At 64.1% G+C, this 12788-nt stretch carries 10 protein-coding genes; 7 read left to right on the top strand and 3 right to left on the bottom strand.

What is annotated here, in order from left to right; translation table 11 throughout:
* Positions 1 to 17: 17 nt before the first annotated feature.
* Positions 18 to 1133, bottom strand: coding sequence for an aryl-sulfate sulfotransferase (locus GH665_RS27515; protein WP_153140398.1), 1116 nt, complete (start codon positions 1131 to 1133; stop codon positions 18 to 20).
* A 104-nt stretch (positions 1134 to 1237) separates the two neighbouring features.
* Between GH665_RS27515 and GH665_RS27510 the strand changes: the two genes are divergently transcribed.
* Positions 1238 to 2194, top strand: a complete 957-nt coding sequence (locus tag GH665_RS27510) for a LysR family transcriptional regulator (RefSeq protein ID WP_153140397.1) — start codon at positions 1238 to 1240, stop codon at positions 2192 to 2194.
* Here the strand turns inward: GH665_RS27510 and GH665_RS27505 are convergent.
* Positions 2187 to 4361, bottom strand: coding sequence for a tetratricopeptide repeat protein (locus tag GH665_RS27505; RefSeq protein WP_153140396.1), 2175 nt, complete (start codon positions 4359 to 4361; stop codon positions 2187 to 2189). The genes GH665_RS27510 and GH665_RS27505 overlap by 8 nt on opposite strands.
* Before the next feature lie 228 nt (positions 4362 to 4589).
* Between GH665_RS27505 and GH665_RS27500 the strand changes: the two genes are divergently transcribed.
* The 6 genes from GH665_RS27500 (at position 4590) to GH665_RS27475 (ending at position 11756) form a co-directional block, all read left to right on the top strand.
* The gene (locus GH665_RS27500; protein ID WP_153140395.1) at positions 4590 to 4991 is read left to right on the top strand and encodes a DUF2946 domain-containing protein; all 402 of its coding nucleotides are present in this window, start codon (positions 4590 to 4592) and stop codon (positions 4989 to 4991) included.
* 83 nt (positions 4992 to 5074) lie between these two features.
* The gene (locus GH665_RS27495; protein ID WP_153140394.1) at positions 5075 to 7453 is read left to right on the top strand and encodes a TonB-dependent receptor; all 2379 of its coding nucleotides are present in this window, start codon (positions 5075 to 5077) and stop codon (positions 7451 to 7453) included.
* Between the two features lie 127 nt (positions 7454 to 7580).
* On the top strand, positions 7581 to 9104 hold the full coding sequence (locus tag GH665_RS27490) for a PepSY-associated TM helix domain-containing protein (protein WP_153140393.1): 1524 nt from the start codon (positions 7581 to 7583) through the stop codon (positions 9102 to 9104).
* Between the two features lie 50 nt (positions 9105 to 9154).
* Positions 9155 to 9616 carry a copper chaperone PCu(A)C gene (locus GH665_RS27485; protein WP_153140392.1) on the top strand — a complete coding sequence of 154 codons (462 nt, stop codon included), beginning with the start codon at positions 9155 to 9157 and terminating at the stop codon, positions 9614 to 9616.
* A complete protein-coding gene (locus tag GH665_RS27480; RefSeq protein ID WP_246216381.1) occupies positions 9580 to 10581 on the top strand; it encodes a DeoR/GlpR family DNA-binding transcription regulator in 1002 nt (333 codons plus the stop codon). The genes GH665_RS27485 and GH665_RS27480 overlap by 37 nt, the downstream gene beginning before the upstream one ends.
* Complete coding sequence (locus GH665_RS27475) at positions 10578 to 11756, top strand: MFS transporter (RefSeq protein WP_153140391.1); 1179 nt, start codon at positions 10578 to 10580, stop codon at positions 11754 to 11756. The genes GH665_RS27480 and GH665_RS27475 overlap by 4 nt, the downstream gene beginning before the upstream one ends.
* On the opposite strand, the gene GH665_RS27470 is transcribed toward GH665_RS27475, so the two are convergent.
* Positions 11679 to 12572, bottom strand: coding sequence for a sterol desaturase family protein (locus GH665_RS27470; protein ID WP_153140390.1), 894 nt, complete (start codon positions 12570 to 12572; stop codon positions 11679 to 11681). The genes GH665_RS27475 and GH665_RS27470 overlap by 78 nt on opposite strands.
* Positions 12573 to 12788: the final 216 nt, after the last annotated feature.

The following is a 12788-nucleotide window of genomic DNA, read 5'->3' as shown; positions in this document are numbered from 1 at the left end:
GATCGAAAACGCGGCGTTCAGGCGCGCAGCCACGGCAATTGCTCGCGGCTGTAGCGGAAGGTCTGGAAGACGCTGTTCAACTGGCCAGGGCCGGTCTTGCGCGCCGCTTCGTCCGGGTACTCGCCGAACCACGGGATCACGTACTCCCACACCACCTCGCCCGCGGGCGTCACTTCGAAGAGGCGGCCCGTCGCCGACTCGGTGATGTGCGTGTTGCCGTTCGCGAGCCGCTGCGCGTTGCCCATGAACGCGCTGTAGAACGCATTCACCATGTCGTCGGCGTACGACCACACGACTTCGTTGTTCTTCGGATCGATCTCGAGCACGCGCGAGAAAGCCACATGTGCGCCGCTGCGGAAATTGCCGTTGTCGAACGTGAGAATGTTGCCGTTGGCAAGCGCCACCGGAGCGTGCTGGTGCGACACCACGCTCGGCGGAATATGCAGCGTGAGCCCACCGCTCCTGCGATCGACGGCGATGATGCCTGACGTGGTGCGCAGGCTCATCAGCACCTCGCCCTTCGCATTCACGCCGAGCCCGTTCACGAGCGGCCAGTGATACCGGCCGAAGCCGGACGCGATCGGAAAATCTTCGGGCTTCAGGTGCTCCCAGGCCTTCCATTCCCACACCAGTTCACCCGCGCGATTGACTTCGCGAATCACGTCGCCATACATGACTTCTTCAGGACCGTGCGCGGTGCCGCCCGGCACGCGCTCGGCAAACCCCGCCGGCACCGGTGCGCACGCGGCATACAGCAGATTGCCGTTGGCGAGCCACTGCGCGTCATGGTGATGCGCGGGATCTTCGTAATGCCAGACTACCTCGCCCTCAGGCGTGACTTCGGAGAAATCGCCGCCGTGCCACATCGACCACGGCGCGTAACGGTTTTCCGATTTTGCATGGTTGCCGTTGTAGCCGAGATTGCCGTTAGGAAGAATCACCGCGTGGCGGCCGGCCCGCACCGGCATCTTCCACTCGTGCACCACCGCGCCCTCGATATCGATGAGATAGACGTGGCCGCCCGCCGTTTGCGGAGCGATCAGCGTATACCCGCCGAATGAAACCCTGGGGTCGTGGGCGATGAGGCCGACGCCACGGCGGCGCTGGGTAATTTGATCGACTGTCGTGGTCACGATTCGCTCCGTTAAGATGATGAAGCGAAATCTAGGCTATCCGTTCCGTCAATAAAATCTGATTATTCTTTACGGGCCGTATGGAAAAACTATACGGTTGATTTATGCGTCCAATATCGCAGACATTCCGTTGTTTCGACGAAGTGGTCAGACGTGGCTCGATCCGCAAAGCGGCCGACTCGCTGCACCTGACCGCTGCTGCCGTTCACCAGCAAATCCTCAACCTGGAGGAGCAGGTTGGCTCGCCGCTGTTCGACCGTTTGCCGCGCGGCATGCAACTCACCACGGCGGGCGAGATCATCATTGCTGCGGTGCGGCGCGGCCAGCGCGATTTCGATAACGCGATGACCCAGGTGGAGGATTTGCGCTCGCTGCGCCGCGGGCATATCAACCTCGCGGTGTCGCCGTCGACAGCCGAACGCCTCGTGCCCGAAACCATTCAGGCAGCGATGCAAAGCTATCCGGGCGTCACGTATAGCGTGCGCTCCGGCAATGGCGAAAGCATTCTCAAGTGGGTGGAGACCGGCGAAGCCGACATCGGCTATGGCTTGCGCCGCAAGCCGCCGCCGGGCGTCGTGGAAGTGCGCGCGTTCTCCCAGCACCTCGGGCTCGTCACGCCGCCGGGGCATCCGCTCACGAAGCTCGGCAAGCGGCCCCGGTTGCGCGACTGTCTCGACTACCCGCTCATTCTGATGACCCCGGATACGGAGTTGCGGGCCATGGTGGATCAGATCGATCACCGCGAGCAACGCAAGGCACGCCCGCTGGTGGAGACGAGTTCGGTTTCGATGGTGCGCCGGCTGATCGTCGACGGTATCGGCATCGGTTTCCTGATTGGGGAGAACGTGGCGGAAGATGTAGCGCAGCGCAAGCTCGCGTGGACCGCGCTCGCCGATGCCGGCGCGAAGTCGTTCAGTTGCCTCTATCAACGCTCGGACCTGACCACGACCGTCGCGATGAGCATGTTCCTGCAGTTCCTCGGCCACGCGATCGAGCAAACCGAGAGCCAGTTCCACACCGCGTCGCAATCCGGCCGCAAACGTGCGCAACGAGTCAGCTAAGGAGTCCGGAGGTATTCGCGATGCAGAAGCGCTCCACACACGCCTGCCGCACGCGTTCGACCGTCACAGACCAGGCTTCGCCCGCTGCCCGGCGAAACAGCCGCAGCGTGTGCGGATACCACGGTGAATCGCTGCGCCCGTGCATCCAGCGCCAGTCGATGTCTTTCTCCGGCAGCATCACCCAGCACGGTTTGCCCAGCGACGCGGCCAGATGCGCGGTGGACGTATCCACGCAAATCACCAGATCGAGTTGCTCGATGATCGCGGCGGTGTCCGCGAAATCGTTCACCGCCGAGCCAAGCTCCAGCAGCGGCTGACCGGCTGGCGGATTGCGCGCGTCATCCTCCCCCTGGCCTTTCTGCAGGCTCACAAAGCCGATGCCGGGCACGCTCCAGAGCGGTGCGAGCGTGGCCAGCGTGGGGATCGAACGGTTCGCGTCGTTGTGGTGTTTCGCGTTGCCCTTCCAGACCAGGCCGATTTTGCGGCCGGGCGGCATGGTCTCGAGTATCGGCCGCCACTTTTCGACGAGCGACGGCTCGGCCGCGAGACGAAGCGCGCGCGGAATCGTATCGACCGTTGTACGCAAATGCAGCGGCGCGCTCAACAGGCTCGTCCAGCAGTCGTAGGTGGAGGCAGCCACGCGGGCCAGTGCCGTGTCGTGATCGAGCACGGCATCGATGCCGTCCACCGCAGCCATCAGCCGGTGCAACGCCGGTGCGCACGCAAAGGCGATATGCGCGGCCCCTTTTGCCTTCAGCAACGCGAAATAGCGGCCGAACTGGAGCATGTCGCCGAGCCCGTCTTCCTGCCAGACCAGCAAAGATTTGGCGGTCAGCGTGTCGCCTTGCCACTGCGGACAGCTCAACATGGAACGCGTCTTGTGATGCACGAAACCCGGCTGGTCGTAGCGGCACTCGTACAGGCGCCAGCCCTCTTCGAAGCGCCCCATGCCGAGCAACAGCACGGCCAGACCGAATCTGGCGTCGCCGTAATCGGGGCGTAAAGCCAGCGCGCGAAGGTAAGCGGCTTCGGCCTCGGGTAGCTGCTTGAGTTGCGCCAGCGCGGTCCCGACGTTGTAGTGCGCTTCAGCCAGATCGGGGCGCAGCGCGAGTGCTTGCGAGAATGCCTCGATGGCTTCGGGCAACCGGTCGAGCAAACGCAGCACGCAGCCCAGGTTGTTGTGCGCATGGACGATCTCGGGCCGGCAGCGAATCGCCTCCCGGTAGGCCGTTTCGGCTTCGGCCAGACGCTCCAGATTGGACAGCGCGAGGCCGAGGTTATAGTGAGCCTCCGCATAGTCCGGGCGATGCGCGATGGCCTGCCGGTAGGCCGCCTCAGCCTCGGGCAAACGCTTGAGATCCGCCAGCACCGCGCCGAGGTTGAGGTGCGCCTCAGGGTAATCCGGGCGAATCGCCAGCGCGAGCCGGCAAGCGAGTTCGGCTTCGGGCAGGCGCAACGCGGCCTTCAGTGCGCCGCCGAGATTGTTGAGCGCCTCGGGATACTGGGGCTTGAGGGTCAGCGCCTGGCGGTACGCGGTATCGGCATCGTCGACACGTCCGAGGCCCATCAGCACGTTGCCCAGATTGTTGTACGCCTCCGCATGCGCGGGCAGCCCGATTAGCGCGTGGCGATAGGCGGCTTCGGCTTCATGCAGGCGGTGCAGTTCGTGCAATACGATCGCGTGGTTGTAATGGGCCTGGGCATAGCCGGGGTGGATCGTGACCGCCTGGCGATACGAGGCCTCCGCCTCGTCCTTATAGCCCAGCCCGTAGAGCACGGTGCCGAGATTATTGTGCGCGTCGGCCTGGCCGGGCCGCAACGCGACCAGTTGCCGATAGACCGCCTTGGCCGCCGAGAGCCGCCCGAGCGACTTGAGCAGCATGCCAAGACTGCTGTACACCTCGGCGTAGTCGGGCCTGGCGCGCAGACATTGGCGCCAATGGTTTTCCGCGTCCGGCAGATTGCCCATCCCATACGCACAGGCTCCGGCAATATTCAACGCGTCGGCCCGCACGTCTTCCGTTACGCCGGCATGCGGTTCGAGGATCGGCATTACCAGTGCCAGGGCCTCGGCAAATTGCCCGGCCGAGCAGAGCGACGCCGCCTGCTGATTGAGGTCGCTTATCGGGGATGCCCGCGTCGGCGTGAATGTCTGCGTGGATGCCATGAGTCGTCGTAGTGGGGCTGGCGGGATTCGGGTCGGCGGCGTTCGGGCCGGCCCGAAGCATCCGCCTGGAAAGCGCAACCTGTACCACGCAGCTTACGGCAAACGGCCGGACGGCAACGCCCGGAAATGAGCGGGTTTCGGGCTTCTAATCCCACGCTATAAACGGAATCAGACGAGAAAAGAATGCGCGGGAATGCTAGAATCGCCCGCGTCCTTACGTTGACCATCATGACTCTACGTTCCCGCAACCGCATGACCGCATGGCTTGGCCTGATCGCCATGTGGCTCGTCGTGTTCGCGCCGATCGTGAGTCAGATGCTGGTGTCGAACCGCGCGAACGATCCTTTCACCGTGCTGTGTTCGGCGCTCCAGCCGCGCACCCAGAGCGTCGCGAGCCCGTCCACCCAGACCAGCCCGGCACCGGTCCATCTCAGCCACGAAGACGCCTTCGGCGCATGCGGCTACTGCCACCTGCTCGAACACCACGTCGCCCTGCCGGGCATCGCGGTCGTCGAACCGCCTGCCGCGCTCGCGCTGGCGGGCACCGCGCCGTCCGCCCTCTCCACCCGCTTCACACCGCTTGGCGCGTTCCCGTCCGGGCGCCCACGAGATCCACCCGCCGTTTCCTGATCGCCGTTGTTGCCGGTCGCGCATCTTGTCGCACCCGTTGAGGGCGCGCGCGATCGCCTGTTCAATGCATCAAGGAAACGTTCATGTTCAACTTCGCTCTGCGAAGGCTGCCCTTCCGCGCCCGCCGTGGTGCGCGGCGCATTCCGTCCGGCCGGCGGCCGCTGTCGTACTTTCCAGCGTATTTTCCCGTATTGGCGCCCGCCTTCGTGCCGGTCCTGATCGCCTCCCCGGCTCACGCGCAGAACGCCCCCGCCGACGCCACCCTGCCCGCGGTCAGCGTTACTGCCAATGCCGTTGCCGCACCACGCGCCGTCGACCCTAACCTGCCGGCCTCGGTCGAGACCGTGACGCGCGAGCAGTTCGACAACTGGAATGTCGTCAACACCGAAGACGTGTTGAAGTACATGCCGAACCTCGCGGTGCGCAAGCGCTTTATCGGCGATCTGAATTCGATCATCGCGGTACGCGGCACCAGCAACTCGCAGAGCGCGCGCGGTCTGGTCTACGCGGACGGTCTGCTGCTCAGCAATCTGCTCGGCAACAGTTATTCGTTTCCGCCACGCTGGTCGATGGTATTCCCCGACGAGATCCAGCAGGTCGACGTACTCTACGGGCCGTTCTCCGCGCTCTATCCGGGCAATTCACTGGGCGCCACGGTGCTCATCAGCACCCGCATGCCAAAGCAGTTCGAAGCCAACGCCGACGTCAAGGCCTTCACCCAGCATTTCAGCCTTTTCGGCGTGAATCAGAATTTCAACGGCAGCGAAGCGAGCGCCTCGATCGGCGACCGGATCGGCAAGTTCTCGTATTTTCTGGGTGTGAATCACCTGGAGAACACTAGCCAGCCGCTGCAATTCGCCACGCTCGCCAGGTCCAGCACGCCCGCGAAGGCCGGCGACACGCCGGTGACCGGTGCGTACTTCTACAACAACCAGACCAATACGCCGACCGCGGTGCTCGGCGTGAACGGCGAAGGGATCGAGCGCACGGTGCAGGACCAGTTCAAGCTGAAGATGCAATACGACTTCACGCCGACGCTGCAGGGCGCCTTCACGCTCGGCTACTGGCACCAGACCTATAACAGCGCGACGTCGACTTTCCTGCGCGACGCGAACGGCAACCCCGTATACAGCGGCAAGGTCGCGATCGCCGGCTATGAGTACACGATTCCGGCGGCCGCGCTCGCACCGAGTCTCGGCCACAGCGAGAACTGGCTATACGGGCTCACGCTGAAAACACGCAACGCCACCGGCTGGAACGGCGAAGCAGTTGCTTCGTACTACGACGTAGGCAATAGCGTGGCGCGCACCGCGAATTCGGGTGCGCCGGGCAACGGCCCAGGCACCGTGATCTTCGGCGACGGCACCGGCTGGAAAACGCTCGATCTGCGCACCACCTATACCCCCGTCACGCCGCAAGCGGGGTTGACGAACCACGCGTTGAGCTTCGGCTACCACTACGACAACTACTTCCTCGACAACGAGAGTTACAACACGCTGAACTGGCGCGATGGATCGGCCACCTCGTTTGCCAATGCATTCACCGGCAAGACGCAGACCCAGGCGCTGTACGCGCAGGATGCATGGCGTTTCCTGCCGCGCTGGAAGCTGGTCTACGGCGTACGGTACGAAGACTGGCAAGCGTACGGCGGCTCGCAAGCGCTGCCCGGCGCAAGCATTGCGTACGCCGACGCGAGCCAGCATCACTTCTCGCCGAAAGCCTCGTTGTCGTTCGACGTTACCGACGATCTCACCTTGCGCGCTTCGATCGGCCGCGCCTATCGGTTTCCGACTGTGGGTGAGATGTTCCAGGGGCAAATCAACGGTTCATCGATCGTCAACAACAATCCGAACCTGAAACCCGAAGACGATCTCTCGAAAGAGCTGACCGCTGAATGGGCGCACTGGAACGGCGTGTTCCGCTTCTCGCTGTTTCAGGACGACGTGAAGAACACGATCTTCAGCCAGACCGATACGACCGTGATTCCGAACGTGACGAACTTCCAGAACATCGGCAAGGTGCGCTCGCGTGGCGTGGAAACGAGCTACGTGGGACAGGATGTGTTCGTACGCGGTCTGGATCTGCTGGGAAGCGTGGCATACACCCAGTCGAAGATCCTCGCGAATGCGCAGAACCCGGCCAGCGTCGGCAAGTACTTCTATCGGATTCCGCTGTGGCGCGTCAATCTCGCCGCAACGTATCACATCGACGAACGCACGGCGCTCACGCTCGCTGCGCGCTACTCGGGCCGTCAGTACAACACGCTCACCAATACCGACACGAATCCCGATGTATTCGGCGGCACCAGTTCGTACACGGTGGTCGACGCGAAGCTGACGTTCAAGCCGACGAAGCTGAGTGAGATCGGTATCGGCGTGGACAACCTGTTCGACGAACGCTATTTCGTCTACCACCCGTATCCGGGCCGCACTTTCTACGTCGAAGCGAAGCTGCGCATGTGACCACGCAGTGTGGCCGGGCCATTTGCCCTCGCGCTGTCGTCCTGGTCGAGCTACTCGCGAGTCGCAAACCGGCCCATGCGTCGCTGCGCAAACCGATCGACCCATTGTCTGTTTTCAGGAGGATTGAATGTCCACCACCCTTGCTCAACACACGACCTCGTCGACCGGCGCTGCGAACGCCGGTTACCGGACACTCTGGCGCTGGCACTTTTACGCCGGTCTCTTTGTGATGCCGTTTCTGGTGGTGCTTGCGATCACCGGCACGCTGTATTGCTTCCAGCCGCAAATCGAGCCGCTGCTTTACCCGCACCGCCTGATCGTCGAACCGCAGGCCACGCCCAGACTGACTGAAGACGTCCTGCTCGCCAAAGCACGCGCGGCGATGCCGGCCGATGCGCGCGCGGTGACGGCTCCCATCCCCAACGCACCGAACCGCAGCACCGAGTTCATCTTCCGTCTCGCCGACGGCGAAAAGCAGAGTGTCTATCTGAACCCGTACAACGGCGAAGTATTGGGCACGCTGAGCATCGAGCACCGCTTCATGCAGGTGGACCGCATGCTTCACCGCAAGCTGCTGCTCGGCAAGCCCGGCGAATTGCTGATGGAACTGGCCGCGTGCTGGACGCTGGTGATGATCGGTACCGGCGTCGCACTCTGGTGGCCGCGCGAGAAAACCACCGCGCGCGCGGCACTGGTGCCGCGTTTCTCGCTAAAAGGGCGCCCGCTCTGGAAGAACCTGCACGCCGTGATGGGTATCTGGCTGGCGCTCGGCGCGCTCGTCTTCGTGCTGAGCGGTCTGCCGTGGACGGGTTCATGGGGTAAGCAGTTCAAGGCACTTGCAAGCGCCGCCAATCTCGGCGCGCCGCCAGGCGCATGGGGTGGCCTGTCCTTGCGTTCCGCACTGCCGGGCACGGCGGATAGCCACGCCGGAGCGCAACCCACCCATGCAGTCCACACTGCCCACGCCGCGGCCCACGAACACGATATGCACGATGAGCACGACGAGCACAGCGCCCACGAAGCGAACATGGATTCGATGCCGGGCATGGTGATGGATGACCTGCCCTTGCCGCTCACGCCATGGGCCGTCGGCAACACCCCGGTCCCGCACTCCGCCGACCCGCACGCGGCGCAGGCGCTGCCCCTCGGGCGCATCGTCGCGCTCGTTGCATCGCTCGGTGTCCCGAGCGGCTACGACATCGTGCTGCCCACCTCCGCAACGGGCGTTTATACGGTCTCGTACTTTCCCGCCGACCCGAAAGACGAGCGCACGCTTTACATCGACCAGTACAGCGGTGCCGTGCTGAAAGACATTCGTTACGGCGATTACGGCGTGGTGTCGAAGGCCGTGTCATACGGCACGTCGTTGCATATGGGCCGCTATTTCGGTGTCGCCAATCAGATTCTCTGCGCGGCGATTTCACTCGGGCTGGCTGGGATGGCCGTGACCGGTTGCGTGATGTGGTGGAAACGGCGCCCCCAGCGCTCGCTCGGCGCACCCTCGCGCGAGCGCGCCGCGCCGCCGATGCGCGGCTGGAAAACCAGCCTCGTTCTGCTCGGCCTCGTCTTTCCATTGATGGGTCTCACGCTGCTCGCGGTGTGGCTCGCGGACCGCACGATTTTCGGCCGCGCCACGCGGCAAGCCGCATAGGTAATCCACTTAACGCTTCATTCCCGCTGTCAAAAATCAAGGAGTACATCATGAAAGCATCACGCCCACTGCTACTCGCCGCGTTGCTGTGCGGAGCAACCCTGCAGGCCTTCGCGGGCACCGTGGCAAGCGCTTCAACCGCGGCGAGCATATCGGACTGCTGGATCCGCGCGTTGCCGGGCGATCTGCCGTCGGGCGGCTATTTCAAGGCCAGCAACTCGGGCGAGCAGCCGGTCAATCTCGTCGGCGTCAGCGCCGACGCGTTCGGCATGGCCATGCTGCATCAAACGCAAAGCCAGGGCAGCACCTCGTCGATGGCGATGGTCGATCAGGTGGCCGTGCCCGCGCACGGCTCGCTCGTTTTTGCGCCGGGGAACTATCACGTGATGCTGGAGCACCCGAAACAGCCGCTCAAGGTCGGCACGACGATCCCGTTGACGTTCTCGTTCAGCGACGGCGAGAAAATCACCGCCAATTGCGCCGTGAAAAGCGCGGGGACGATGAGCCAGTAACAGAGACCGGAATGTCGATGGATCGACAGTCCGCCGGCAACGCGTGGACTCACGCTGCATGCTGCACCCGGCGGCCCAACCCGCCCCCGTTTTCCGGCGTTGCGCATGATGCTCGTTTGAGCTATATTTTGCTCGATTATGATCGTTTCGTAACCGGGCAAGGTAACGTCATGCAACGAACGCGGCAAGACGCGGTGGACGGGCTTCTGCCCGAGGAACGGGAACAGCTGATTCTGGAACGGCTGCGAGCACGGGGCCGCGTCCTCGCCTCGGAACTCGCGGCTGAACTCCAGACATCCGAACATACGGTGCGCCGTCACCTGCGCGAACTGGCCGACCAGGGTCATTGCAAACGCGTCTACGGCGGCGCCCTGCTGATCTCGCCCGCCGCCAAAAGCGCTGCAGTCCGCATGCACGAAGCGGTGGACCGCAAGGCCTGTCTGGCCGTCACCGCTGCATCGATCGTGCGGCCCGGACAGATCATTCTGCTGGACACCGGCTCGACCAATGTCGCGATTGCCGCGGCGTTGCCTGACAACGCGGATCTCACCGTCGTAACGAATTCGCCGGAGGCGTGCGCGCGGCTTCTGAACCGGCCCGGCTTCGACATCATTCTGGTCGGCGGGCGCATCGCCGCGCACGCGGCCGGCTCGACCGGCGCCACAGCCTTGCTGCAGATCCAGCAGATCAAGCCCGACCTATGCTTCCTCGGCACCTGTGCGTTCGATCCGGACGAAGGGGTCGCCGCGTGCGAAGCTGAAGAGGCCGAACTCAAACGGGCGATGGTCAAAGCCAGCAGCCAGGTCGCGATTGCCCTGACATCGGAAAAGCTGATAACCGCCGCGCCGTTTTTCGTGGCGCCGGCGCGCGCCGTGGACTACCTGTTCGTCGAAGCGGATGTGACAGCCGAGCGGCGCGCCCTGCTCGAAACGGTCTGCGACAACGTCATGGTGGCGCACTCATGAACACACTCAATAAGCCGTTCGTTCAGCCGGACACCCGGCCGCTCAAGGAGCGTGTGGCCACCCTCGGCGTGTTTCTCGCCAACGGATTCGGGATCGGCGCCTGGGCGGTCGAAGTACCGCGCATCAAGGAAAGCCTGGCGCTCAGCGACACTTCGCTGGGCATCGCGTTGTTCGCCTTCGCATTGGGGGCCATCGTGGCGATGCCGCTCGCCGGACAGCTGGCGCCGCGCTTCGGCAGCGGCCGGGCTACCGCGTTGCTCGGCGCGGCGTTTGTCGTCGCGCTGCCGCTGCCCGCTTTCGCGCCGAACATGGCGGCACTGTGTATCGCGCTGCTTGCGCTCGGCGCGGCGAACGGCGCGCTCGACGTCTCGATGAACGGTCACGCCAGCACGATCGAAACGCAATGGAAGTCGCCGATCATGTCGTCGTTTCATGCGTCGTGGAGCGCAGGCGGCCTGCTCGGCGCGGCAACCGGCGCCATGCTGCAGAAAGGCGGCGTCGGCGTGATCGGCGGCCTCATGCTGCCGGACGTGTTCATCGCCGCCCTGATTCTGGCCGCCGCGCTGCTCGCATTGCGCGATCTCGGCCCTCGCGTGGCCGCGTCCTCCAGTGGATTCGCGTGGCCCACGGGCGCCGTGATGAAACTCGCGCTGCTGGCGTTTCTTTGCATGCTGGTGGAAGGCGCGGTGGCCGACTGGAGCGCGGTGTATTTACGCTCGGCCTTGAAAGGCGAGGCCAGCGTCGCCGCGGTCGGCTATTCCGCGTTTGCCTTCTCGATGGCCGCCTGCCGTTTCGTCGGCGACGTCTCCGTGCGCCGTTTCGGTTCGAGCAAGGTGATCGGCTTCGGCGGCCTTCTCGCGGTCGCCGGGTTCACGCTGGTGTTGAGCCTGCCGACCGTGGTCACGGCCTGCGTGGGCTTCGCCATGGTCGGCGTCGGTCTGGCGAATATCGTCCCGGTCATTTTCAGCGCGGCGGGCCGTTCGACGGCCACGCCGGCTATCGGTGTGTCGATGGCGGCCACGGCGGGCTATGCCGGCTTCCTCGTCGGCCCACCGTTGATCGGGCTCGGCGCGGGCCTGTTCGGCTTGCGCCTCGCGTTATGCGTGCTCGTCCTGGCCACCATGGTCGTCTGCCTGCTGGGCGGTAAAGCGGTGCGCAGCGCGAGGCTGGTCTAGAACGGGCGCGGCGTGCGCGCGCAGCGGCCAGCTCAGCGCGCCGAGCAGCGAGCGCGGTTGCGCGCCGTCGTCGAGCCCGGTGGCCGGCCATTCGTGTTTCGCGGGCAGCCACAACGTGCCGAACAGGTGATCCCACAGCGGCAGCAACTGCGTGAAGTTGTGGTCGAAGTGTTCGGCACGGTTCGAGTGATGCAGGCGGTGGTATTGCGGATTGTTGACCCACGCCGTAAAGCGACCCAGGTCGATGCGCAGGTTCATATGCGCGAAGTAATTGCCGAACATGAAAATGATCGAGGTCACACCGACAATCCACGGCTCGACCTTGAACAGCACACCCACCACCGGATAAAGCAGGCAGCCTTTGATGAGCACTTCGAACCAGTGATGCCGGAACGTCACCGTGATATTGAATTCGGTGGCGCTGTGGTGCAGCGAATGCAATTTCCACAAGACGGGCCATGCATGCTGCAAGCGGTGAAACCCATATTCGAGCAGATCGATCGTCAATAGCACGATCACGATGGAAGCCAACGCGCTCCACCCGCGCGAGGCCAGCACGACCCAGCCGCCGCCGAGTGCATTGACGATCGCGACGCTGACCATCGCCAACAGCGGCCGCACGGCTTCCGCGAGCGCCGAATACAGCGCCGCGTAGACGATGTTAAAGCGCTTGCCGGCCCGCGATTGCAGCAATTCGGCCGGCCAGCGCCGCTCCAGCGCCGCCCCCGCGGCCATCGTCAACAGAACGAGCGCGAAACCGAGCAGCCACTGGCTCGCATGGTTCAGCAGTCCGGCAAACGGGCTCGACGCAAACATGTAACTCCCCGGTCAATACGGTGCGGCGCACTCAATCGCTCAAGCCCGATCTGGCCATGATCGGAAACAGTCGGCCCGCTGCCTGAAACGCCGAAGGCAATCATCGCCGCGGCGAAAGGCGTCGGACAATGCGATACATCAGAGGATAGCGCGATTCAACGCAATCTTCGCAGCCTGTTTCGCCGCGCGCAAGTGCCGCTCGTTGCGCCGGTTACC

The sequence above is a fragment of the Paraburkholderia agricolaris genome (assembly GCF_009455635.1).
Classification (GTDB): domain Bacteria; phylum Pseudomonadota; class Gammaproteobacteria; order Burkholderiales; family Burkholderiaceae; genus Paraburkholderia; species Paraburkholderia agricolaris.
Note: the sequence above shows the minus strand (reverse complement) of the source record. Positions and strands in the feature narration are given on the sequence as shown.